Annotated in this window: 22 protein-coding genes and 1 tRNA gene; 13 read left to right on the top strand and 10 right to left on the bottom strand. The window is 69.3% G+C overall.

Translation table 11 applies throughout. The features are described from left to right. Window positions 1-23 precede the first annotated feature (23 nt). The gene (locus ILP86_RS03465; RefSeq protein WP_193761380.1) at window positions 24-857 is read left to right on the top strand and encodes a nucleotidyltransferase family protein; all 834 of its coding nucleotides are present in this window, start codon (window positions 24-26) and stop codon (window positions 855-857) included. Between the two features lie 3 nt (window positions 858-860). On the opposite strand, the gene tet(42) is transcribed toward ILP86_RS03465, so the two are convergent. After that, window positions 861-2,147, bottom strand: a complete 1,287-nt coding sequence (tet(42), locus tag ILP86_RS03460; protein ID WP_227750903.1) for a tetracycline efflux MFS transporter Tet(42) — start codon at window positions 2,145-2,147, stop codon at window positions 861-863. 71 nt (window positions 2,148-2,218) lie between these two features. Here tet(42) and ILP86_RS03455 point away from each other — a divergent pair, with 71 nt between their 5' ends. Continuing rightward, complete coding sequence (locus ILP86_RS03455; protein WP_046747787.1) at window positions 2,219-2,833, top strand: TetR/AcrR family transcriptional regulator; 615 nt, start codon at window positions 2,219-2,221, stop codon at window positions 2,831-2,833. A gap of 7 nt (window positions 2,834-2,840) precedes the next feature. Here the strand turns inward: ILP86_RS03455 and ILP86_RS03450 are convergent, their stop codons facing one another. Then, window positions 2,841-3,419 (bottom strand): hypothetical protein, encoded by a 579-nt coding sequence (locus ILP86_RS03450; RefSeq protein WP_157543587.1) that lies wholly within the window; start codon window positions 3,417-3,419, stop codon window positions 2,841-2,843. Between the two features lie 70 nt (window positions 3,420-3,489). Next, window positions 3,490-3,930, bottom strand: a complete 441-nt coding sequence (gene arfB, locus ILP86_RS03445; RefSeq protein WP_141368663.1) for an alternative ribosome rescue aminoacyl-tRNA hydrolase ArfB — start codon at window positions 3,928-3,930, stop codon at window positions 3,490-3,492. Window positions 3,931-4,058: 128 nt separating this feature from the next. Here arfB and ILP86_RS03440 point away from each other — a divergent pair, with 128 nt between their 5' ends. The 8 genes from ILP86_RS03440 to ILP86_RS19880 all read left to right on the top strand — a co-directional run bounded on the left by ILP86_RS03440 (window position 4,059) and on the right by ILP86_RS19880 (window position 13,532). Continuing rightward, on the top strand, window positions 4,059-4,901 hold the full coding sequence (locus ILP86_RS03440; RefSeq protein ID WP_193761379.1) for an AraC family transcriptional regulator: 843 nt from the start codon (window positions 4,059-4,061) through the stop codon (window positions 4,899-4,901). Between the two features lie 187 nt (window positions 4,902-5,088). Then, window positions 5,089-6,153, top strand: coding sequence for an ABC transporter substrate-binding protein (locus ILP86_RS03435; RefSeq protein WP_193761378.1), 1,065 nt, complete (start codon window positions 5,089-5,091; stop codon window positions 6,151-6,153). A gap of 8 nt (window positions 6,154-6,161) precedes the next feature. Beyond that, window positions 6,162-7,235, top strand: coding sequence for an iron ABC transporter permease (locus tag ILP86_RS03430; RefSeq protein ID WP_227750902.1), 1,074 nt, complete (start codon window positions 6,162-6,164; stop codon window positions 7,233-7,235). After that, window positions 7,232-8,335: an iron chelate uptake ABC transporter family permease subunit gene (locus ILP86_RS03425; RefSeq protein WP_193761376.1), complete on the top strand. Its 1,104-nt coding sequence runs from the start codon at window positions 7,232-7,234 to the stop codon at window positions 8,333-8,335. The genes ILP86_RS03430 and ILP86_RS03425 overlap by 4 nt, the downstream gene beginning before the upstream one ends. Window positions 8,336-8,346: 11 nt before the next feature. Beyond that, a complete protein-coding gene (locus ILP86_RS03420; protein ID WP_061016883.1) occupies window positions 8,347-9,135 on the top strand; it encodes an ABC transporter ATP-binding protein in 789 nt (262 codons plus the stop codon). Next, complete coding sequence (locus tag ILP86_RS03415) at window positions 9,132-10,781, top strand: ABC transporter ATP-binding protein (protein WP_193761375.1); 1,650 nt, start codon at window positions 9,132-9,134, stop codon at window positions 10,779-10,781. Before ILP86_RS03420 ends, ILP86_RS03415 begins: the two co-directional genes overlap by 4 nt. Then, the gene (locus tag ILP86_RS03410) at window positions 10,774-12,645 is read left to right on the top strand and encodes an ABC transporter ATP-binding protein (RefSeq protein ID WP_193761374.1); all 1,872 of its coding nucleotides are present in this window, start codon (window positions 10,774-10,776) and stop codon (window positions 12,643-12,645) included. Before ILP86_RS03415 ends, ILP86_RS03410 begins: the two co-directional genes overlap by 8 nt. Continuing rightward, window positions 12,642-13,532, top strand: coding sequence for a siderophore-interacting protein (locus tag ILP86_RS19880; RefSeq protein WP_046747779.1), 891 nt, complete (start codon window positions 12,642-12,644; stop codon window positions 13,530-13,532). Before ILP86_RS03410 ends, ILP86_RS19880 begins: the two co-directional genes overlap by 4 nt. 45 nt (window positions 13,533-13,577) lie before the next feature. Here ILP86_RS19880 and ILP86_RS03400 read toward each other — a convergent pair. Both ILP86_RS03400 and ILP86_RS03395 read right to left on the bottom strand, forming a co-directional pair. Next, a tRNA-Met gene (locus ILP86_RS03400) sits at window positions 13,578-13,653 on the bottom strand. Between the two features lie 87 nt (window positions 13,654-13,740). Further along, window positions 13,741-14,727 carry a YafY family protein gene (locus ILP86_RS03395; RefSeq protein ID WP_113681119.1) on the bottom strand — a complete coding sequence of 329 codons (987 nt, stop codon included), beginning with the start codon at window positions 14,725-14,727 and terminating at the stop codon, window positions 13,741-13,743. A 62-nt stretch (window positions 14,728-14,789) separates the two neighbouring features. Here ILP86_RS03395 and ILP86_RS03390 point away from each other — a divergent pair, with 62 nt between their 5' ends. Next, complete coding sequence (locus ILP86_RS03390; protein ID WP_193761373.1) at window positions 14,790-15,845, top strand: ABC transporter ATP-binding protein; 1,056 nt, start codon at window positions 14,790-14,792, stop codon at window positions 15,843-15,845. After that, window positions 15,842-16,621: an ABC transporter permease gene (locus ILP86_RS03385; RefSeq protein WP_193761372.1), complete on the top strand. Its 780-nt coding sequence runs from the start codon at window positions 15,842-15,844 to the stop codon at window positions 16,619-16,621. Before ILP86_RS03390 ends, ILP86_RS03385 begins: the two co-directional genes overlap by 4 nt. Window positions 16,622-16,745: 124 nt before the next feature. Here ILP86_RS03385 and ILP86_RS03380 read toward each other — a convergent pair whose 3' ends face one another. After that, window positions 16,746-17,741, bottom strand: coding sequence for an NADP-dependent oxidoreductase (locus ILP86_RS03380; RefSeq protein ID WP_193761371.1), 996 nt, complete (start codon window positions 17,739-17,741; stop codon window positions 16,746-16,748). Between the two features lie 33 nt (window positions 17,742-17,774). Next, on the bottom strand, window positions 17,775-18,485 hold the full coding sequence (locus tag ILP86_RS03375; RefSeq protein WP_113680601.1) for an SDR family oxidoreductase: 711 nt from the start codon (window positions 18,483-18,485) through the stop codon (window positions 17,775-17,777). A gap of 102 nt (window positions 18,486-18,587) precedes the next feature. Here ILP86_RS03375 and ILP86_RS03370 point away from each other — a divergent pair, with 102 nt between their 5' ends. Beyond that, the gene (locus ILP86_RS03370; protein ID WP_113680600.1) at window positions 18,588-19,193 is read left to right on the top strand and encodes a TetR/AcrR family transcriptional regulator; all 606 of its coding nucleotides are present in this window, start codon (window positions 18,588-18,590) and stop codon (window positions 19,191-19,193) included. Between the two features lie 21 nt (window positions 19,194-19,214). Here the strand turns inward: ILP86_RS03370 and ILP86_RS03365 are convergent, their stop codons facing one another. The 3 genes from ILP86_RS03365 to ILP86_RS03355 all read right to left on the bottom strand — a co-directional run bounded on the left by ILP86_RS03365 (window position 19,215) and on the right by ILP86_RS03355 (window position 22,747). Continuing rightward, window positions 19,215-20,624: a DUF6716 putative glycosyltransferase gene (locus tag ILP86_RS03365; RefSeq protein ID WP_193761370.1), complete on the bottom strand. Its 1,410-nt coding sequence runs from the start codon at window positions 20,622-20,624 to the stop codon at window positions 19,215-19,217. Then, on the bottom strand, window positions 20,621-21,493 hold the full coding sequence (locus tag ILP86_RS03360) for an N-acetylneuraminate synthase family protein (RefSeq protein WP_058632547.1): 873 nt from the start codon (window positions 21,491-21,493) through the stop codon (window positions 20,621-20,623). Before ILP86_RS03360 ends, ILP86_RS03365 begins: the two co-directional genes overlap by 4 nt. A gap of 93 nt (window positions 21,494-21,586) precedes the next feature. Continuing rightward, window positions 21,587-22,747 (bottom strand): acylneuraminate cytidylyltransferase, encoded by a 1,161-nt coding sequence (locus tag ILP86_RS03355; protein WP_193761369.1) that lies wholly within the window; start codon window positions 22,745-22,747, stop codon window positions 21,587-21,589. Between the last annotated feature and the right edge of the window lie 23 nt (window positions 22,748-22,770).

The raw sequence follows: 22,770 nt of genomic DNA, 5'->3' as shown, positions 1-22,770 counted from the left end.
GGGATCCGCACCGGGGAATCCGCATGAGTACGATCGGTGTCGTGCTCGATGAAGACCGCCTCCGCTCCATGGCCGACGACCTGGGAAAGGTGCCAGGGGTGCGAGCCGTCGCGTTGGGCGGCAGCCGCGCGCGCGGGACGCACCGTCCCGACTCCGACATCGATCTGGGGCTGTATGTGGAGGCGGACGTCGACCTGACCGCCCTCGCGGAGGCAGCGAGCGGATGGACCGGCGAAGACGTCGAGATCGCCGGCCGCGGCGGATGGGGACCCTGGGTCGACAGCGGGGCCTGGCTGATCGTCGACGGCGCACCGGTCGACCTCATCCTCCGCGACGTGACCCGCGTCGAGGACCAGTGCGCCCGCGCCGCCCGTGGCGAGTTCGCCTTCCACTCCCAGCCGGGACATCCGCTCGGCTTCCTCGACGTCGCCTATGCGGGTGAGGTGGCGACCGGCGTGCCGCTCTGCGACCCGGACGGGATCCTCGTCGCGCTGGCTCGCAGTGTGACTCCGTACCCCGACGCCCTCCGCGCGGCGTTCATCGAGAATCTCTGGCAGGTCGACTTCCTGCTGGACGCAGCCACGAAGGGCGCGAAGACGGGCGATGCCGCCTACGTGGCGCTGTGCGGAACCACGACGGCCATGCTGATCGCCCATGCCTGGCACGCGGCCGCCGGCCAGTGGGTGACGAACGAGAAGGGACTGGTGCCGAACGTGGCACAGCTCCCGATCGACACGGCGGGATTCAGCGCGGCAGCCGCCGCGGTGCTCGGAAGCATCGGAACCGCGCCGGAAGAGTTGCTGGCGTCGATCGCACAGCTGAGGGGGCTGCCGCGCCCGGCAACCCCCTCGGACTGAACCTCAGCCGGCCGTCTCCACGAGTGCCGCGGGAGCGTCGCCCGTCGTCTCGCCGGCCGGGCGCTTCGCGGTGTTCGCGATGTGCGCGCGGCTGACGACGATCACCGCCACGATCATGAGCGCGACCCCGAGCCAGTACGGGGCCGCGTGGCTGACCAGTGCGTAGAGCGCACCGGCGATGAGCGGGGCTGCCGTGCCCATCGCCGCATTCAACGACTGGGTGGCTCCGCCGAGCCAGCCCTGCTCGTCGTCGCCGACGGCGTTGGACATCGCCCCGTCCATCGCGGCCTGGGACGCCCCCTGGCCGGCGGCCAGCATGAGGGCGCCGACGATGAACACCCACGGCTGCGCGAAGACGGACGCCACGACGGCGAGGGCCGCGAGACCGATCATCTGCGCGACGATGCCGCTCACGATCACTCCGCGCTCGCCGATGCGCGGAAGCAGGATGCCCAGCAGCACGCCCTGAATGAGGATGTCGATGATGCCGACGGCCGCGGTCAGGAGTCCGATCTGGGTCGGTCCCCACTGGATGGAGTCCAGGGCGAGCACGCTGAAGTTGTTCACGAAGAAGCCGAACGGCAGCGCGAGCAGACCGAAGCCGATCATCAGCCCGCGCAGCTCCTTGCGTCCGAAGGCCTCCTTGAAGACGGCGAAGGGCTGCACATCGCGCAGCTTGATCGTGGCGATCCTGTTGCCCGGCTTCAGGCTCTCCGGGAGGAGGAAGATGCTGAGGATCGCGATCGTGAGGGCGACGGCGGCGGTGAGGAACACCGGGAGCTGGATGCTGATCGCGGCGAGCAGTCCTCCGATGGCCGGGCCGATCATGGTGCCGATCCCCGAGAGCGCACCGAGGAGGCCGAAGCGCTTGGCGCGCTGCTCCGGCGGGGTGATGTCGGCCAGGTAGGCGAAGAGGGCAGGCAGGTCGCCCGCGGTGAGGCCCTGGATGACGCGGGCGAGCACGAGCACCCAGAGCGCTCCGCCGAATCCGAACAGCGCCATCGAGAAGGCGGCACCGAATGCCGCGACGATGATCACGGGCCGACGTCCGAAGCGGTCTGAGAGACGTCCGAGGAAGGGCGCGACCAGGAAGGCGCAGAGCCCATTGATCGCTTCGAGCACGCCGACCCAGATGGCCAGGTCGCTCTCGTGCGAGACGTACTGGAGCACGACGAAGGGCAGGACCGGGAGGACGACCGTCATTCCGATGACGGTGAGCATCGTGAGCACGATGAGCATGATCCACGCGCGGTTCTGGTCCCGTCGCGTGAGAGAGGTGGGTGAAGTCATACCGAAAGTGTAGTCATACCAGTTTTGGTGTCAAGCCAGTTTTATAGTGGGTTCACGATAGACTGTCGGGCATGACGAACCCCGCACCTCTCGGTCGCCGCGAACGGAAGAAGGCCGCGACCCGCAAGGCGATCTCCGACGTCGCGACGGCCATGTTCCTGGAACGCGGCTTCGATGAGGTGAGCATCCGCGAGGTCGCCGATGCCGCAGATGTCTCCCCCACGACCGTGTTCGCGCACTTCCCTCAGAAGGAGGCGCTGGTGTTCGACGAAGACGACGAGCAGCGCGACCGCCTGGTGGCCGCCGTCCGCGAGCGCCCGTCGGGGAGCACGATCAACCGCGCCATCCACGACTTCTACGCCTCAGAGCTCCGCGCGAACGTCGACGAGCACGGAGACGAGATCACTCGCACCTTCATGCGCTTCCTGAACGAGACACCGGCGCTGCGCGACTACGCGGCGAAGATGTGGCTCCGACACGAAGACGCCCTCTCCGACGCGATCGCCGACGAACTGGGACTCGACACCCCCACCCCGGAGATCCGGGTCTACTCGCGGTTCATCCTGCAGATGCAGCTGCTCGTCAACGAGAACGACGACCCGTTCGGAACGCTCGAAGCGGGATTCGTGATCCTCGAGAACGGCTGGGCGCCGGTCGAAGCCGGCCTCAGCGGATCCGCCAGCTAGAGAGCCCTCATCGAACGGTCGTCACCGTGCAACCGGAAGGCGTGAACTCGATTCCCAGAGGCACATCCTGCTGGTGGACGGGCTCCCCCAACACCCACTCGGTGCGGAGTCCGGCGAGGCTCCCGCTGCTCTCACCCTCGGTGTCGAGCACCACGAGCAGAACGCCGGTGGGCCTCTTCGCGCTGAGCATCGAGGAATCCGCCGCCGCCCGCTCGATGATGCGCGTCAACGCCGCGTCATCCAGGGCAGCGAACTCGGGCATCGACGCGGCGACCCCTGCGGCCTCGACAGTCCATCCCGAAGGGCCCAACGATGATGCGTCCACGAGCGCCCCGTCAACTATCCTCTGCACGTCGACCGCCACGTACAACCTGGGGTCCTGCGGATCGCCGCCAAGATGACACGCCGCCGGCGACGACACGACCACGGGGAAGGGCGAGACCTGGAACACCCAGCGGAACATCAACGCACCGAGGATCAGCACCCCGACGACGCCCAGGATCGCCAGCCCCGTCACCCAGCCACGGAGGAGACCCACGGCGCGACGGTACTGGGACTCCGGAACCCACCCGACCTGGTCGACCATGGCGTCGAGCATAGGGACTTCAGGTGCGCCCGAGGATCACGATCGGGCATCGCCCTCGTTCACTGTCGGTTCAGTCGTCGCGCGGGCGCCGACGCAGGCTCTTGACATCCGTGCGCCGCTGCTTCGCCTTCAGCCGGCGCTCCTTCGATCCCCGACTCGGCTTCGTCGCTCGACGCGGCGGAGCGGGCGGACGCAGCGCCTCCTCCACGAGAGCGACGAGTCGATCGCGCGCCGCATCCCGGTTCCGCAGCTGTGCGCGGTGTTCTGAGGCGGCGATCGTCAGCACGCCGTCGACCAGACGACCGCTCAACCGGTCGAGCAGTCGCTCGCGTTGATGCGGTGAGAGCACCGGCGAACGCGCCGCATCCCACACCAGCTCCACACGGGAATCAGCCGTGTTCACGCCCTGACCGCCCGGACCGGACGACCGCGAGAAGCGCCACGACAGCTCGGCCTCGGGGATCGTGAGACCCGACGAGACCCGCAGACCGGGGCGATGAGCGGAGGGCATACCTCCATCATCGGGCCTCGCGTCGCACTCGCACCGCACCGCACCGCACCGCACCGCACCCCGTTAGCATGGCGAGGACGGCAGGCCGGATTTCGAGCCCGCGGCGCAGCCCGTCACGCGGAGCACGAATGAACTCATACCGGCAGGACGACTGGGCGGCGAGCCCCTCGTATCCGTCGACCGTGAACGAGCCGTACCTGATGGGCACTGGTGTGGTCACCGCCGAAGACACGGGAACCCGTCCGCTCTCTCCCCCGCACAGCCACGCCGACCCGATGCTGGCCTGGTGCTATCGCGGCACGGTGTGGGTGCACCTGCAGGATGCGCGGTGGCGACTCGCTCCCGGTCAGGGCGTATGGATCCCGGCCAACACCCCACACACCGCTCATCACGAGGCGGACTCGACGGGCTGCTACACCTACATCCCCGACTCCGCGCTGATCACCCCGATCGACGGCATCACCCGGGTGCTCGTGCCGCGCGCCGTGCAGGAGATGCTGCTGCACCTCGGCATCAACGACATGCCCACCGACCTGCGCGTGCGCATCCAGTCCGTCCTGATCGAGATGCTCCAACAGCCGCTGCCGGAGGCCGCGAGCGAGTGGGGCGAGGTGCCGATGCCCGCCGACGACCGCGTGGCAGCTCTCGTGCAGACCGTGCTCGCCGACCCCGGCGACCCCCGCAGTGCGATCGAGCTGTTCCTCGCCCACGGCCTCCACGAGCGCACGGTGCTGCGCATCTTCCAGAACGACGTCGGCATGAGCTTCGGGCGCTGGCGCACCGGAGTGCGGATGACTCTCGGAGCCCGACTGGTCGTGGACGGCACCCCCATCGGCGCCGCCGCGCACCGCTGCGGCTACGCCACGACGAGCGCCTTCTCCGCCGCATTCAAGGACCGCTTCGGCCTGACCCCGCGACAGCATGTGGCGCGGGTGCATTCCGACGCCGCCCACCAGCTGTACTGGCGCTGAGGGCACGGCATTCCCGGTCGCCCGACGGTCGATCCGACCGGCGTTTGTCGGTTCCGCGATACAAGTCGTCGCTCCCGCAACACTGAGCGCGCCATCCGCGTTCTAGCATCGTTCTGTTAGGGCATGCTTACCTAACTTCTCGCCGCGTCGATGCGGCAACACCCTCCCCCCTTCCCGAAGGAGAACCATGTCGCACGCTTCTGCGCGCCCGAAGATCCGCCGAGGCTCCGCCCTCGTCGCCGCGGCCGTCGCCGCCGCCCTCACGCTGGCCGGGTGCTCGACCGCGCCCGGTGAAGCTGCCGATTCGGCGCCCACCGCAACCGACGGCGTGGTGATCGAGCACGGCCACGGGAAGACCGTGATCCCCGAGAAGCCGCAGCGCATCGTCACCCTCGGCTGGATGACGGCCGACATCGTCGCCGCCCTCGGCACCAACCCCGTGGGCATGGAAGAGGTGTGGGGCGCGGGCGAGAGCGGCTACCAGCCCTGGTTCGAGGACTACGTCACCGAAGAGTACGGCGAGACGCCCGAGATCATCCCCTTCCTCGAAGACGGCCCCAACTACGAGGCCATCAAGGAGCTCAAGCCCGACCTGATCCTGAGCCTGTACTCGGGCATCTCCGACATCGAGTACGAGCGCCTGACCGAGATCGCCCCGACCGTCCCCTACATCGACGGTCCGTGGAACCCCGGCACGTGGGAGGACATGACCCGCACGGTCGGCAAGGCACTGTCGGAGGAGAAGAAGGCCGACGAGCTGATCGCTGAGACCGAGGAGCAGATCACCACCCTCGCCGGCGAGCACCCCGAGTTCCAGGACAAGACCTTCGTCTGGGGCCTGACACTGAACGAGGGCGGCACCGACCTGGGCGTCTACCTCGAGTACGACCCCCGCGTGCGCATCACCGAGGCCCTCGGATTCACGTCCACCTCGGCGATGGACAACTTCCTCAAGACCGCCGAGGGCGACAACTGGTACACCGGCGTCAGCCTCGAGAAGCTCTACGACGTCCAGGCCGACCTGTTCGCCGCGTGGGGCGGCAGCGCCGACGAGGGGAAGTACACCGTCGAGAACAAGGTCGTCTCCCGCTGGAACCCGATCGCGAACGGTTCGTACGTGATCTACGCCGACGACGCCGAGGCCTCCGCCATCAGCGCACCCACCGTGCTCTCGCTGAAGTACATCCTGCCGAAGTACGTCGACGACCTCGCCGGCGCGCTGCAGGGCGAGCCGACCATCACCGGCAAGTGACGCACGGGATGTCCCTGACGACGGACGACGTCACGGACGTCTCGAACACGGGTGCGGGGAGTCGCGACGCCGGCTCCCCGCACCGCAACGGGACGCTCGTTCTGGGACTCGTCATCGCCGCGGGTGTGCTGGTGATCGCCGCCATCGCCTCGCTCGCGGTCGGCGCCCGCGCGATCGACCCCGTCACCGTCCTGCACTCGCTCTTCACCTACGACGACGAGAACCCGCTGCACCTGATGGTCATGGAGCTGCGCGTGCCCCGCACCCTGCTCGGCATCGTCGTGGGCGCGGCTCTCGCCGTGTGCGGCGGACTGATCCAGGCATTCACCCGCAACCCGCTCGCCGACCCCGGCATCCTCGGGGTCAACGCCGGTGCGTCGTTCGCCGTCACGTTCGCCGTCGGCGTGCTCGGGTTCACCACCCCCGGCGCCTACGTGCCCTTCGCCCTCGGCGGCGCCTTCGTGCTCACCATGCTCGTGTACATCCTCGGTTCCTTCGGCGCCTCGGGCGCGACCCCGATGAAGCTCACCCTCGCCGGGGTGGCCCTGGGCGCCGCCTTCACCGGGTTCACCACCGCCATCGTCCTGCGCGACACCAGCACGCTTCAGGTCATGCGGTTCTGGGGTGTCGGCTCGATCGGTGGACGCACGATCGACCAGCTCACCTGGGCCGTGCCGCTGATCGTCGCCGGGCTGCTGATCGGTCTGTTGTGCGCGCGCTCCCTGAACGCCCTGGCACTCGGGGACGACCTGGCGCAGGCCCTCGGCGCTCGCGTGCGGGTGACCCGCATTTTCGTCATCATCGCGGTGACCCTGCTGGCGGGAACCAGCGTCGCCGCCGCCGGACCCATCGCTTTCGTCGGACTCATGATCCCCCACATCGTGCGCTGGTTCACCGGACCCGATCAACGCTGGGTACTCGCGTACTCGATGATCATCGGCCCCGCCTTCCTGCTCCTCGCCGACATCCTGGGCCGCATCGTGCTCCCGAACGGGGAGATGCGCGTCGGGATCGTCACCGCCCTCCTCGGAGCCCCGATCCTGATCGTGCTCGTGCGCCGCAAGCGGGTGAGCGGGCTGTGAGCATCGATCAGAAGCGGGTCACCGCGTCGGGCACGCCAGCGCGGCCGACCGACGTCGCGCCCGTCGACCACGGTCGGCGCCTGTTCCGGATCGAGACCGCGCGCGTCGCGACCCTCATCCCGGTGCGCTCCGTGGTCGTGTGCCTCATCCTCCTCGTCGTGATCGTCGGAGCCGGCCTCTTCTCCATGACGCTCGGCGCCTACGAGGTCGACTTCGCGGCCGTCATCCGGGCGATCTTCGATCCCTCCTCCGACCCCGACATCCGCCAGGTGGTCGTCGAATGGCGCCTGCCCCGGGTGCTGTTCGCCGTGCTGTGCGGCGCTGCCCTGGCCCTCGCCGGTGGCATCTTCCAGTCCCTCACGCGCAACCCGCTCGGCTCCCCGGACATCATCGGCTTCGGCATCGGGGCCCAGTTCGGTGTGACGCTCGTGATGGTCGTGCTCGAACTGAACACCTACATGTTCAAGGCGGTCGGCGCACTCATCGGCGGCCTGTTCACCGCACTTCTCGTCTACGTGCTGGCGAACAAGAACACGATGTCGTCGTTCCGGCTCATCATCGTCGGCATCGGCGTCTCGGCAGGACTCGGCTCCCTCACCTCGTGGATCCTGATCTCGGTCAGTGTCGAGAAGGCGATGATGGCGGCGACCTGGGGGGCAGGTTCGATCGCCTCGCTCGGGTTCGACCAGCTGATCCCGGCGACTCTCGTGTTCGCGATCGTCATGCTCCTGTCCCTCCCGCTCGCCCGCACGCTCCCCGTGCTCGAGATGGGCGACGACGCAGCGACCGCCCTCGGCATCAGTCCCGGACGCACCCGCCTCGCGGCGATGGTGTTCGGCGTTGCCCTGGTCGCGCTCGTCACCGCCGCCGCCGGACCCATCTCGTTCATCGCGCTCGCCGCCCCGCAGATCTCGCAGCGCCTCACCCGCTCGAACACCCCGATGGGCACCGTGCCCGTGATGCTGACCGGGGCCGCGCTCGTCGTCGTGTCGGACGCCGTCGCCCAACTCGTCGCCGTGCCCGTCGGCGTCGTGACGGTCTCGGTCGGCGGCATCTACCTCGCCTGGCTGCTGGCCGCCCAGTACGCGCGCCGCACCTGAAAGGAACACCCATGACCGCTTCGCTGCTGGCTCGCGACATCACGCTGGGCTACGGAGACACCCCCATCATCTCCGAGCTGACCCTCGAGGTACCGGACGACTCGTTCACGATCATCATCGGACCGAACGCGTGCGGCAAGTCCACCCTGCTGCGCGGATTCGCCCGGCTGCTGCGCCCGAGCACCGGGGCCGTCCTGCTCGACGGCGACGAGCTGCGCTCGCTCAAGCCGAAGGAAGCCGCTCGCAAGCTGGGCCTTCTCCCCCAGTCGTCCATCGCGCCAGACGGCATCACGGTCGCCGATCTCGTCGGTCGCGGACGCTTCCCGCATCAGAGCGCCATGCGCACGTGGAGCAGCGCCGACGAGCGTGCGGTGTCCGAGGCCATGGCCGCCACCGGGGTCACGGATCTCTCACGGCGCCTGGTGGAAGAGCTCTCCGGCGGGCAGCGACAGCGCGTCTGGGTGGCGATGGCCCTCGCCCAGCAGACCAAGCACCTGCTGCTCGACGAGCCGACGACCTTCCTCGACATCGCGCACCAGATCGACCTGATGGAGCTGTTCGCCGACCTGCACCGCGAGGGCACGACGCTCGTCGCCGTGCTGCACGACCTCAACCACGCCGCTCGCTACGCCACGCACCTCGTGGCGATGCGCGACGGGGCCATCGTGGCGCAGGGAGACCCGCGCGAGATCATCACCGCCGAGCTCGTGCACGCCGTGTACGACCTGCCCTGCAAGGTGATCACCGACCCCGTCTCAGGCACCCCGCTCGTGCTGCCGCTCGGACGGCGGACACCGTGACGTCCCCCAAAACGTCCACTCCGCGGAAGCTGTTCGGGATCGCGCTGAGATCGGGGGGTCGCGGGATCGCCCTCACCGGAGCGACGGCGCTGCTCATCGTGCACGCGCTCGCCGAGGCGACGATCCCCGTCATCATCGGAGCGACGATAGACCGCGCCGTACTTCCCGCAGACCCCGCCGCGCTCGCCCTCTGGCTCGGCGTGCTCGTCGGAACGTTCCTCGTGCTGACCGTGAGCTATCAGTCGGCCTCCCGGCTCATGGTCTCGGTCTACGGGTACGGCGAGCAGGCGCTCCGTCACCTCGCGCTGTCGCGGATGCTGCGACCCCGGCTCTCCCGTCGCACGGTGACCCCCGGCGAGGCGCTCACCTTCGTCACATCCGACACCTATCGCGTCGCCGGCGTCGCCTGGTCAGTGGCGCAGCAATGCTCCACGATCGCCGCGATCATCGGAGCCGGACTCGCGATGCTGGTGATCTCGCCCGTCGCGACACTCGTCGTGTTCGGCTCGACCATCGCGATGATGTTCGTGATGCAGGTCGTCTCCCGTCCGCTCGAGCGTCGCGGGTTCGCTGAGCAGCACGCGGCGACCGAGGCCGGCGCCGTGGCCGCCGACTTCATGAGCGGATTCCGCGTGCTCGTGGGTATCGGTGCCCGGGATGAGGCCGTGCGGCGTTACGTCGCCGCGAGCGACACCTCCCGACGCGCGGCGACGGCAGCCGGCCGATCCCTCGCCTCCTACGAAGCGGTGAGCGGCACATTGGCCGCGATCGCGACGACCGCATTGGCGGGCATGTCGGCATGGTTCGCCGCCGAGGGTCGCATCAGCATCGGTGAACTGGTGACCGTGCTCGGCCTCGCCCAGTTCATCAGCGGCTACCTCGCGTATGCGGGGTCGTTCCCCTCGAACTGGATCCACAAACTCGCCTCCGCCAAGCGCCTCGCCGAGATGATCGACGCCGAGGATCTGCTGGATCCGCCGCCCGCATCGCCCGCATCGGCAGGTCCGGCGGGACAGGTGGTGCTGGCTTTCCACACGGACTCGGGTTCGCCGCGCGTCGAGGTGCGCGAGCGGGAGCTCCTCGGTGTCCGCCCTGCCGACAGCGACACGGCCAGGGCCCTCTCCCGGATGCTCGGCCTGCGGACCCGTGTCGACCGAGGCCGTGTCCACCTCGCGGTCGACGGAGAACTCCGAGACCTGGCCGACCTCGACCCGGTGGAATACCGGTATCGGGTCGTCGCCCCTCCGCATGGGCAGACGATCGTGAGCGGCTCTCTCCGCGAGGCCGTGCGCGGGCACGGGCGGGACGAGCCCACGCACCCACCCTTCATCGAGATGGCGGCCCTCCACGACACGGTGGTGCAGGTCGGCGGCTGGGAAGCGCAGGTCGGGGAAGCCGGGAGACGTCTCTCGGGCGGACAACGGCAGCGCATCGGCATCGCCCGCGCCCTGCACGCACAGGCCGACGTGCTCGTGCTCGACGAACCGACCTCCGCCGTCGACGCCCTCACCGAGGCGCACATCGCCCGCGCCCTGGCAGAACACACCGGGACCGTGATCGTGATCACCACCTCGCCGATTCTGCTCGGCGCCTGCGACCGAGTCGTCGACGTTCCCTCCGGCGGATCGGAGGTGCAGCATGGGTGACCCGGTCTCGACCTCCCCTCTGCTGCCGATCGCCTCCAGCGCTCGGGTACGGGCCGTCATCGGTGCGCTTCTGCGCCGGCATCCCGGCCGCACGGCAGCCGTCGCCGCGCTCTTCCTCGCGGCCTCCGCCCTCGGAATCGTGATGCCCGCCTGCCTGGGCCGCATCGTCGATGCCGTCTCGTCAGACGCAGGCTTCGCGAGCATCGCCGGCTGGGTCGTCGGAGCGGGACTGGGCGCCATCGGTGCGGCCGTGGTGATGCTGTGGGCCGTGCGGGTGCTCACCGGTCTGGTGCAGGACATGCTCGCGGCACTGCGCGAGGACGTGTTCGCCTCGGCGATGAGTCTTCCGGTGAGCACGGTCGACGACGGCGAGAGCGCCGACCTGCTCTCCCGCGTGACCGGCGATGTCGATGCGGTGGCCGAGGCCGGAGGGAACGTGGCCCCGACCCTGCTGTCCGCCGCATTCGCGATCGCCGTGTCGGTGGTCGCACTGACCGCGCTCGATCCCCGGCTCGCCCTCGCCGGACTCGCCTCCGCACCGTTCTACGTGCTCGGCACCGGGGCGTTCCTCCGCAGGTCGCGCGTCGTGTTCCGCGAAGTGCGGGTGCGCGAAGCCGCGCGCAGTCAGGCCGTACTCGATGCGGTCGAGGGTATCGAGACACTCACCGCGTTCAACGAGCAGGAGCCGGCGCTGGAGCGGGTGCGAGAGCGCGCAGAGGCCTCGATCCGGAAGCAGATCGAGGGCGTGCGAGTGACCAACCGGCTGTTCCGCTGGATCAACGGTGGCGAGCTCGTCGGCCTCGCCGCGATCCTCGGCACCGGGTTCCTGCTGCAGTCGGCCGGCGCGGTCACGGTGGGCGCCGTCACCACCGCAGCGCTGCTTTTCCACCGTCTGTTCGGTCCCGTGGGGCAGTTGATCTTCGGACTCGACGACATCCAACGCGCGACCACCGGCCTGGCGCGACTCGTCGGCGTGATCGACCTCGCGCCGTCGACTATCGCCTCGGATCGGCGAGCGGACGCGGCAGCACGGGCATCGGAGGAATCAGCGTCATCAGCGGGGATCGAGGTGCGCGACGTGACGTTCCGCTATCCGACCACCGGCCGGGGGATCCACGACGTGAACCTGCGGGTCGAGCCGGGCACCACGGCGGCGCTGGTGGGCACTTCGGGGTCGGGCAAGAGCACACTCGCGCGCGTGGTCGCCGGCCACCACCCACCGACCTCTGGCAGCGTGCACCTCGCCTCCCGCACGTCGGCCCCGTACTACCTGTCGCAGGAGCTGCATCACTTCCGGGGCACGATCGCCGACAATCTGAGGCTCATCGCTCCGGAGGCGAGCGACGACGAGATGATCGCGGCGCTGCAGGCTGTCGGAGCGCAGTGGGCCGTCGATGCCATGGTCCGCGAGAACGTGGAGCCTTCCGAGGAGGCTGTCGTGCCCTTGGACGAGGGACGCATCCAGCAGCTCGCCGTCGCACGGGCCTTCCTCGCCGACCCGGACATCGTGATCCTCGACGAGGCCACCGCCGACGTCGGGCTCCACCATCGAGAAGCCGTGGAAGAGGCGATCGCCGTGCTGCGCGAAGGACGCACCGCTCTGCTCATCGCGCACCGGCTGCAGCAGGCCGTCACCGCCGAGCAGATCGTCGTGTTCGCCGATGGCAGGGCTACGCAGCGCGGCACGCATGAGGAGCTCCTCGCCACCGACGGGCTCTATCGCGACTCCTGGCTGGCGCAGACTCGCGCCTCAGTCGCGACACCGAACCCGACCGATCCCTCCCCCACCACAGACACCACCCCCGCCGAAGAGACCACCCCCACCACAGAGACCACCCCCACCACAGAGACGGAGACTCCGTGAGCATCCACCGCGGCATCGTCAGCAGCACCACCACCCTCACTCCGACCCTGGTCCGCGTCACGCTCGGCGGCGAGGGCGTCGCCGAGTTCCTCAGCACCGGCATCGGCGACGAGTACGTGCGGGTCTTCTTCCCACACGGCGACGACCCGATGGATGTCTCGCTGCCGGTGCCCGCGGGCGACTGGTGGGAGACACCGGAGGGAGCGCCAGAGGCACCGATGCGCACCTACACGATCAGCGGAGTGCGCCCGGACGCCGGTGAGCTCGACATCGACTTCGTGATCCACGAGGCGGGTGTCGCCGGTCCCTGGGCCGCCCGCGCGCAGCCGGGTCACGTGCTCGGGCTGAACTCCCCGACCGGTCTGTACTCGCCGCCGGAGGGCATCACGTGGCAGGTGCTCGTCGCCGACCTCACCGGGCTTCCGGCCGTGGCGCGCATCATCGCCGAAGCACCTCGGGGCGTGCGCACGCGGGTCGTGCTCGAAGTGCCGAGCGAGTCGGACCGCATCGGCCTGGAGGCGGGGGCGGATGTCGAGGTCACCTGGGTGGTGGGCGGCAACGGTCACGGCCCCAGCGCGCTCGGCCCGCTCGTGCGCGGCATCGTCGACGACCGGCTCCCCCTCGATGAGGGCTACGTGTGGGTGGCCGGCGAGACCGTGGCGCTGCGAGACGTGCGCAAGTATCTGCGCAAGGAGCTCGGCCTGCCCGCGACCCGCTTCAAGGTCGTCGGCTACTGGACGCCGGTCGCCGCCTGGGAGGAGAAGTTCGCCGCGCTGCCCGAGTCGGTGCAGAAGGAGTTGGACGCGATCTGGGCCGATGCCGAGGACGACGAGCCCGAGGACGTGCAGGTGCGTTTCGAGGAGCGCCTGGACCAGCTCGGGTTGTGACGACGGCATCTCAGCGGACGCGAGGCTGCGCCGAACCTTCTGGAGTGGACGCGACGGCGGGAGTCGAACCCGCAACGCCATCAGGTATGAGCTGAGGCCCGGGACCGCCCGGATCGCCGCGATGGGAATGACGTTACCCGGCCGTTATCTGACCCGCCAGGACCGTTGCCTGGGATAACCCTATGAGTCTGTGGATGACGTCGCTGCGTCACTCGGCGTCATCCGGCTCGGGGGCGTCGAGGGCACGCAGCAGGCGCCCGACGGCCTCGCGCAGCTCACTCCGATGCGGATCAGACAACGCTACGGCGTACTCGACGCCCTCGGGGATCCAGAGCAGTCCGTACATGGCCTCGCGCCAGTCCGAGCCGCCGACGGGCCAGCGTGTGCGGTCCTCGCCCACAGGCGTCGCGCCCTGCCACCACGGCCCGAAGTGCTCCTGCATCTCGGCGAGCGGCAGCTCCATCACCGCAGCCGCCTCGACCTTCTGCGGCGACCACGACGAGGCGATCAGCACACGCTCTTCGATCTCCTCCTCGGTGATCTCCCGGCGCGTGAACAGCACCCGCGTGTGCTCGACCGCGGCGATGCGGTCGACGCGGAAGGTGCGCCAGTCGTCGCGGTCGAGGTCCCAGCACAGCAGGAACCACTTGCGACCGGCCGGGGCCAGGGCGTGCGGCTCGACCCGGCGCACGCTCTCCTGCCCCTCGCCGTCGACGTACCTCAAACGCAATCGCTCGGTGTCGCGGGTGGCGAGGGCGATCTCCCCGAGCACCTCCGGCGAGACCACCGGTCCCTCTCCGATGCGCGGCGCCTGCACCGACGCGGCGAGCGCGTTCACCCGCTGCCGCAGCGCCGAGGGCAGCACCTGCTCGAGCTTCGCCAGCGCTGTGAGTGTGACCTCCGGTCCGCCGACGAGCTGCTGGGTCGCGGCCACGCGCAGCCCGATCGCCATCGTCACGGCCTCGTCGTCGTTGAGCAGCAACGGTGGCACGGCATTTCCGGCCTCCAGTCGATAGCCACCGGCCACACCGGGGGTCGACTCCACTCGATAGCCGAGCTCGCGCAGCCGGTCGACGTCGCGGCGCACGGTGCGTTCGGTCACTCCGAGCCGGGTGGCGAGCTCGGTTCCCGGCCAGTGCCGGTGCGTCTGCAGCAGGTTCAGCAGGGCGAGGGCACGGGAGGTGGTGTCGGTCATGCGCCTCAGATTGCCAGATGATGCGGACAGGATCTGTCCGCATCGGTTTCTACTCTCTCCCCATGAACGAATCCCTCATCGAGACCGAAGGCCTGACCAAGGTCTTCACCGTCAAGAAGACGCCGGTGCATGCCGTGACCGACGTCTCCTTCACCGCCGCGCGCGGAGAGCTCGTCGCCTTCCTCGGGCCGAACGGCGCGGGCAAGTCGACGACGCTACGGATGCTCACGACCCTGATCCCGCCCACCTCGGGGCGAGCGAAGGTCGTCGGGCACGACATTCGCACCGACGCGGCAGGGGTCCGTGCCCGCATCGGCTACGTCGGACAGCTCACCAGCGGAAGCTTCTCGCAGCGGGTGCGCGACGAGCTGCTGAGCCAGGGCGCGTTCTACGGGTTGTCGCGGCGGGACAGCGTGCAACGGGCAGACGAGCTGATCGAGTCGCTCGATCTCGCGTCCTTCGCGACCCGCAGCGTGCAGCAGTTGAGCGGCGGGCAGAAGCGCCGACTCGACATCGCGCTCGGGCTCATGCACGCGCCGCCACTCATCTTCCTCGATGAGCCTTCGACCGGACTCGACCCGCAGAGCAGAGCGAACCTCTGGGAGCACATCCTCGACCTCCGCACCCAGCACGGCACCACGGTCTTCCTCACCACGCACTACCTGGAAGAAGCCGATCGTTACGCCGAGCGGGTGATGGTCATGGACAAGGGACGCATCATCGCCGACGACGCCGCCGCCTCCCTCAAGGCGACCCTCGCCGGCGACGTGCTGACCTTCGGCTTCGCGGATGCTGCCGAAGCGGTGAGCGCCCGCGCCGTGGTCGCCCGTCTCACCTCCGCCGAGGTCGCCGTCGACGATGCCTCGATCTCGGTCGCGGTGCAGGACGGCGACCGGTTGCTGCCGGTGATCGTGCGCGAACTCGACGCCGCCGGGATCGTCGCGCGTAGGGCCACCGGCGTGCCACCCACGCTCGACGACGTGTTCCTCGCCCTCACCGGGCGCACGCTACGCGAAGCAGGCGAAGGAGCGGATGCCGCGGGCGAAGCACCCGAATCCTCCGCCCCCGCCGACACCCGCACAGCTTCAGAGAACAGCACGACAGGAGTCCTCTCATGATCACCAACGACACGCTCGTGCGCCCGAACCTCGCGCGCGACACGCGGAATGTGCTGACGCGCGAGCTCAAGCCCGTGCTCCGCGATCCGTTCACGCTGATCTTCAGCCTGCTGCAACCGCTCATCTTCCTCGGGCTGTTCGCGCCCCTGCTGATCGGCGACTCGGGACAGCCTGCCGGAGAGACGCTGGCCTGGTTCGTGCCGGGGGTACTCGTGATGATCGTGCTGTTCGGCACCGGGTCTACCGGGTCTAACCTGCAGTACGAGATGATGACCGGCTCGCACGAGCGCACCCTCGTCGCCCCGCTCGCCCGTTCTTCCCTGCTGGTCGGACGCGCCCTCAAGGAGATCGCGCCGATCGTCGTGCAGGCCTTGGTGATCGTGCTGATCGCCTGGCCGTTCGGCTTCGCGGCCGACATCCCGGGCCTCCTCGTCGGCCTGGCGCTGCTGGCCGTTTTCGGGGTGGGCCTCGGCTCGCTGTCCTACTCGCTCGCTCTGGCGACGAAAGACCGGGAGTGGCTGTTCTGGGGTGTGCAGCAGTCGCTGATCTTCCCGCTGCTGATCCTCTCCGGCATGCTGCTGCCGTTGGACGGTGCCCCCGACTGGATGCGGGTCGTCGCCTCGGTCAACCCGGTGAACTGGGTGGTGCAGGCCGAGCGGGCACTGTTCGCCGGAGACCTGGGAGACGCGACCGTGCTGTGGGGCTGGGTATCGGCGCTCGCGGTCGCGGTGGTCGGGCTGATCGTCGGAGTGCGTGCGATCCGTCGCAGCAGCTGAGCGGGGCCCGGCGGTGCGTCGCTGCGTGCGAAAACCCAGACGCGGCAGCGCACCGTCGGCGTGTCCGCCCTCGACGCGCCGCGCACGGCGCGATGCGTCTGGCTTCCGGCACCCGCCCCGTGACTCAGCTGTTCGTCATCACGAGCTTGCCGCGGCTCCCCCCGGCGGCAAGATCGGCGAATGCTTCCGGCACACGCTCGAACGGGTACGTCTTCGCGACGACGGGCCGGATCACCCCACTGTCGACGAGAGCCGAGATCTCGCGGAGCTGATCGCCATCCGCCCGCATGAAGAGGAACTCGTAGCGGACCCCGAGCTTCTTCGCCTGGCGACGGATCTTCCGGCTCAGCCCTGCCACGGCCAGTCGCACGAAGGCGTTCAGCCCCCGCGCGCGGGCGAATGCGGGGTCGGGCGGTCCCGAGATGCCGACGACCAGTCCGCCCGGCTTCAGCACCCGCAGCGACTTCTCGAGATTCTCGCCGCCGAGGCTGTCCAACACGAAGTCGTAGCCGGACAGCTCCTCGGCGAAGTCCTGCCGACGGTAGTCGACCACGATGTCGGCGCCGAGCTCACGGACGAAGTCGGCGTTCACCGCACTGGCCGTCGTGGCGACCGTGGCTCCGAGGTGGGCGGCGAGCTGGACGGCGATGGATCCGACACCGCCGGCACCCGCGTGGATGAGCACTTTCTGTCCTGCCCGGACTTTGCCGCGCTCGACCAGGGCCTGCCAGGCCGTGAGAGCCACCAACGGGAGGGACCCGGCCTCCGCCATCGTGAGCCCGGCCGGCATGAGGGCGAGATCCTTCTCGGCGACGGCGATCCGCTCGGCGAACGTCCCGATACGTGCCCCGTCCGCGGTCGCGTACACACGGTCGCCGGGTCGGAATCCGTCGACGAGTGCGCCGACACGGATCACCGTCCCCGCCAGGTCGTTGCCGAGCACGAGCGGCAGCTCATAGGGCAGGATCTGTGCGAACTCGCCCCGCCGGATCTTCTCGTCGAGCTGGTTGAGACCGGCAGCCTCCACACGCACCAGGACGTCTCGGTCACCCACGACCGGTTCGACGACATCCCGCTCTTCGAGTGGCCGCTTGTACTTCGGGACGACGAATGCGCGCATGATGTTCGACTCCTCCGACGATCTCGCGGCGACTCAGGCGCTCGCCTGCAGCTGGGGGTAGACGGCTTCCAGCGGAGCACTGAGCGCCGCCTTGAGCTGCACCGAGGTCTGATCGGCAAGCACCTCGTACTCCCCGCGTTCCGTCGCGTCGAACACGGTGGCCACGAGGTCGGCGGGATCGGTCTTCGGGTCCGAGACGTGCTCGGCCATCGAGGTGTCGACATAGCCGACGTGCACGCCCACGACGTGCACTCCAGCCGGAGCGAGTTCCAGGCGGAGCGAGTTCGTCGCCGACCACAGCGCCGCCTTCGTCGCGCTGTAGATACCGGCCACCGCGAACCAGGAGAGAGCGGAGTGGATATCGATGATCGCGGCACCGGGCCGCCCGGTGAGCAGCGGGGCGTAGGCGCGCGCGAGGAAGAGCGGGCCGAGGAAGTTGGTCTCCACGTTCCGGCGGATGTCGTCGTCGGAGTGTGTGAGGATTCCCGCGGTGGGTGCCGAGGCACCGGCGTTGTTGATGAGCACCGTCACATCCGGCGCGGCCTCGACCGCGTGACGGATGGACTCGGCATCCGTCACGTCGAGCGCGAGCGGGACGACGCGCTCGTCATCCCAGCTGCGTGGCACGCGGGCGCTGGCATACACCTTGGCGGCTCCGCGGGCGAGCGCCTGATGGACGAACTGCGTGCCGATGCCTCCGTTCGCTCCGGTGACGAGGACGACGGCTCCGTGGAGTGAAGGCATGGAATGCTCTCTTCTTTGCGACAATAGGCGATATCTGAGTGTGCACGTTAGCGACTTCACTCATAACTGAGCGTAGTCAGTTTCTATTCCTGAAAGAAGAGCATGACCACCTCCGCATCGAACGTCCTCGGGCGTCGCGAGCGCAACAAGCAGCAGAAGCTCGAGCGGATCACGGCGGCAGCGGCCGAGCTGTTCGCCGAGCACGGCATCGACGACGTCACCACCCAGCAGATCGCCGAGCGGGCCGACGTCGGCACCGGCACACTGTTCCTCTATGCGAAGACCAAGGGCGAGCTGCTGCTCCTCGTGCAGAACGCGCACTACGCGGTCGCCCTCGAGAAGGGCGTGGCGGCCGCCGAGGCGACTCCCGATATCGCCGAGGCGATCCTCGCTCTCCTGCGACCGATCATCGAGTGCAATCGCGTCCAGGTCGAGAACGGACGCACCTATCTTCGCGAGATGCTGTTCGCCGACACGTCGGATCCGCACCACGCCGAAGCACTCCGCATCGTCGGGGAGACAGAGACCGCCGTGGCCCGGATTCTTCAGCGCGATGAGAAGACAGGCGTCGAACGGGCCACCGCCCTCGCCCGGATCGTCTCCTCGATCATGTTCCTCACCCTCACGCCGAGCACGAACGTCGAACTGAGCGTCGACGAGCTCGTCGAGGAGGTCGGTGCCCAGCTCGGCAACCTCCTCGGAGGCTGACCGAGCGAACGCCCCGAAGACTCAGTGCCGGAGGGAGTCGTCGAACGGGTTCGGCTCGAGCGTGTAGTCGGTCGAGGCGTCCGACCAGGTCCCGCCATCCGCGGGTGTCCTGCGCCGTCGAAGCACACCGAGCGCTCGCGTCGCCGGGGCGCCCACCGCGAGCGCCACCGAGCCCCGCACCGTGCGATCTTCGACCCCGAGCACGCTCGCCCGGTGCCAGGCCTCGTGCAGGGAACCGCCTCGGGCCGCAGGCACCCGCCGTGAGGGCAGGGCCCCGGAGCGTCGCAGCGCCACGAGCTGCTCGACCCGCTCCCACCACGTCGACTCGCCGTCGGGATGGAAGTAGTTGTCGCGCAGCCAGTCGGGGTGCGGGTGCCGGAAGCGCCCCGCCACGACCTCGCTGCGACCGCCGAGCAGCCCACTTCCCACGAACACCGTGTTCAGCAGACTCTTGCTCACACCGAACGCATCCAGGGCGATCACGGGCACACCGAGAGCCGTGGCCTCGATCGCGGCGGTGGAGCTCACCGTGACGAGGCCCGCGGCCGTATCGAGCGCCGTGCTCATCGAGTCGTAGGAGAAGACGAGGTTCTCCGGAAGGCGCGATGGCAGCAACCCCGCGTACGGCTCGCGCTCGAGGTGCGTCTCGGATTCCCCCGGCCGCGACCGCAGCTTCACCACCACCCGGCGGCCCGGCTCGGCCTCGGCCGCGCGCACGAGCATGGCCGCGATCTCGGCGCGCTGGTCTTTCGCGAGGGGGACGAGGGCCTGCGCGGCGAAGACGATGTCCGTGGCCGGCGGCTTGACCGGAGCGGTCCGCGGGGGGCGTTCGGCGACCGCGATACCGCCGCTCAGCGCCCCGAAACCGCTGCCCCACGCCGCCACCGCATCGACGGCGAGTCGTTCCGAGCGCAGCATCCGCTGCCGTCGCCGGGCGAACGGAAGGGTCGCGAGCGCCACGGGCGTCCGCACCCCGATCCGGCGCCCGAGCTCTTCGAAGGCACGCACCTCGCGGTGGGAGTGCACCACCAGCAGGTCGGTGTGGCGGCGATAGTCGAGCGCCCCGCGCTGGGCGGGGATCGCCATACCGGGCAGCCCCGAGACCGTGACCGGCCGATGCTCCAACGTGTCGATCACGCGCCCCATCAGCCGCACGAACGGTCCACGCCCCGCGAGCAGGACCACGTCCGGGCGCTGTTCGGCCAGCCAGCCCTCCGTCTGCGCGAACCCGATGCGGGTGACGTCATCCGGCCCGAGCGTCGTGCCGGCGAGAGCCGTGCGCTGCTGCTCGGCGCTGGCCGTGAGCGGTGTGCGCACGAGCAGCAGGTGAGGGCGCACACCGGGCACGGAACCGAGAAGGGAGGCGGCCCACTTCACGAACGAGTCGGCGTCCGCGATGGCGACGACGCGGATGCCGCTGGTTACCGTCATGCCGGAACGCGGCGCAGCTTCGCCATCGGCGCCCGCTCGCTGTCGAACACCCGCTTGACCCCGTCGCCGGTCGCGCGCTCGATCACCCGGATATCGCGCACGAGGTGCTCCAGCCCCGTCGGCTCGAGCGATGCCGCGTGGTCGGACCCCCACATCGTGCGGTCGAGCGTGATGTGCCGCTCGACCGCGACGGCTCCTATGGCCACTGCAGCGAGCGAGATCTGCAGCCCGCGCTCGTGGCCCGAGTAGCCGACGGGCACGCCGGGGTAGCGGTCGCGCAGCGTGGCGATCACCCGCAGGTTCGCCTCCTCGGGCTCCAGCGGGTAGGTCGAGGTCGCGTGCATGAGCACCACGCGGTCGGTGCCGAGGGTCTCCAGCGCACGGTCGATCTGCTCGATGGTCGACATGCCGGTGGAGAGGATCACGGGCTTGCCGGTCTCCCGCAGCGCGATCAGCAGCTCGGTGTCGGTGAGACTGGCCGACGCGACCTTGTGCGCCACGACGTTGAGATCCTCCAGGAACTCGACGCTGGGCACGTCCCAGGGAGAGGCGAACCAGTCCAGACCGCGCATGGTCGCGTAGTCGCCGATCTCGATGTACTCCTCACGACCGAACTCGACCCGCCGGCGGTAGTCGAGGTAGCTCATCACACCCCAGGGCGTCTCGCGGGGGACGTCGCGCATGTGCTCAGGAGTCGAGATCTCCGGAGTCCGCTTCTGGAACTTCACCGCGTCGGCGCCGGCCCGGGCCGCGACGTCGATGAGCTTCTTCGCGATGTCGACGTCGCCGTTGTGATTGAGGCCGATCTCCGCGATGACGTAGGCCGGACGACCGCCGCCGATCACTCGCGAGCCGATGCTGACAGTCATGATTCCTCCGGTGTTCGAGCGTTGGTGCAACCCCTCCCTCCTGACTACGGGCCGAGGATGAACACCGGGAGACCGCCGGGTTACCGGCATAGGTCAGCTCGACAACACCCGTTCGATCAGCTCGCGCACGGCGCCCTCTCCGCCCCGGCGGCGCAGGACGACACGAGCCTCTTCGATCACCAGCGGGTGCGCGTTCGCGACCGCGACCGGCCACCCCACGATCCGCAAGGCCGGCAGGTCGTTGACGTCGTTGCCGAGATACGCGATGTCAGCGAGCGGCACCCCGTTCTCGCGCGACCAGGCGCGCAGTGCGCTCTCCTTGTCGTCGATGCCGTGCAGCACGGGCACCCTGAGCTTGTCTGCACGAGCACGCACCACCGGGTTGACCTCGGTCGACAGGATCAGCAGCGGCACACCGGCCCGACGCAGGAGCACGACACCCATGCCGTCTTCCCGACTGACCCGCACGCGCTCCCCGCCGTCGGCATCGATGATGGCGGTGTCGTCCGTGTGCACGCCGTCGAAGTCGGTGACCACCGCGCGCACCGGGATGGGCTCAGGCACGTCGTGCAGAGCGGCGAGCGCACGGGCGACACGGAGCTGCTCTGCATCGTCGATCTCGATCGCGGTCCACTCCGGCACGGGGGCGATGCGGATCCTGCCGAAGAAGCGATGTCTGCTCGCCCGGAAGCCGGAAGCCCGGAACACGTAGAACGCCCCGGTCTCGAGGTGGTGGGGCTCGCGATCCTGCCTTCGCGGGCGGTGTGCGGCCTCGTGATTGATCGCCGCAGCCTCACCGTGTTCGTCCTCCCGCCACAGGAACCCGTACGTCTCATGCGCCGCGAAGACACTGTCGGCACGGTCGGCGCGGACCTCCTCCACGGCGGCGGCGAGCGCATCACTGGGGATGAACGGCGACGTCGCCTGCAGGAACGCCACGACATCGACGCTGTCGCCGCTCGCTTCGAGCGCGTCGAGGGCATGCAGAATCGCGCTCTCCGAGGTCGCGGTGTCTCCCGCGAGCTCCGCGGGGCGGCGGACCACTCTGGCACCCGCGGCAGTCGCCAGCGCGGCGATCTCGTCATCGTCGGTCGAGACCACGACCAGGTCGATGCCCGCGGCACGGGCGGCCGCGCGCACGGCGCGCTCGACCAGCGGCACGCCGCCGACGCGCTGCAGATTCTTGCGCGGCACCTGCTTCGATCCGCCGCGTGCCGGGATGATCGCCACTGTGAGGGGCCTCTGCTCGTCCATCGTCCCTGTCCTCCTCATCGTCG

The organism is Microbacterium sp. R1 (assembly GCF_015159725.1).
Taxonomy (GTDB): domain Bacteria; phylum Actinomycetota; class Actinomycetes; order Actinomycetales; family Microbacteriaceae; genus Microbacterium; species Microbacterium oxydans.
Note: the sequence above shows the minus strand (reverse complement) of the source record. Positions and strands in the feature narration are given on the sequence as shown.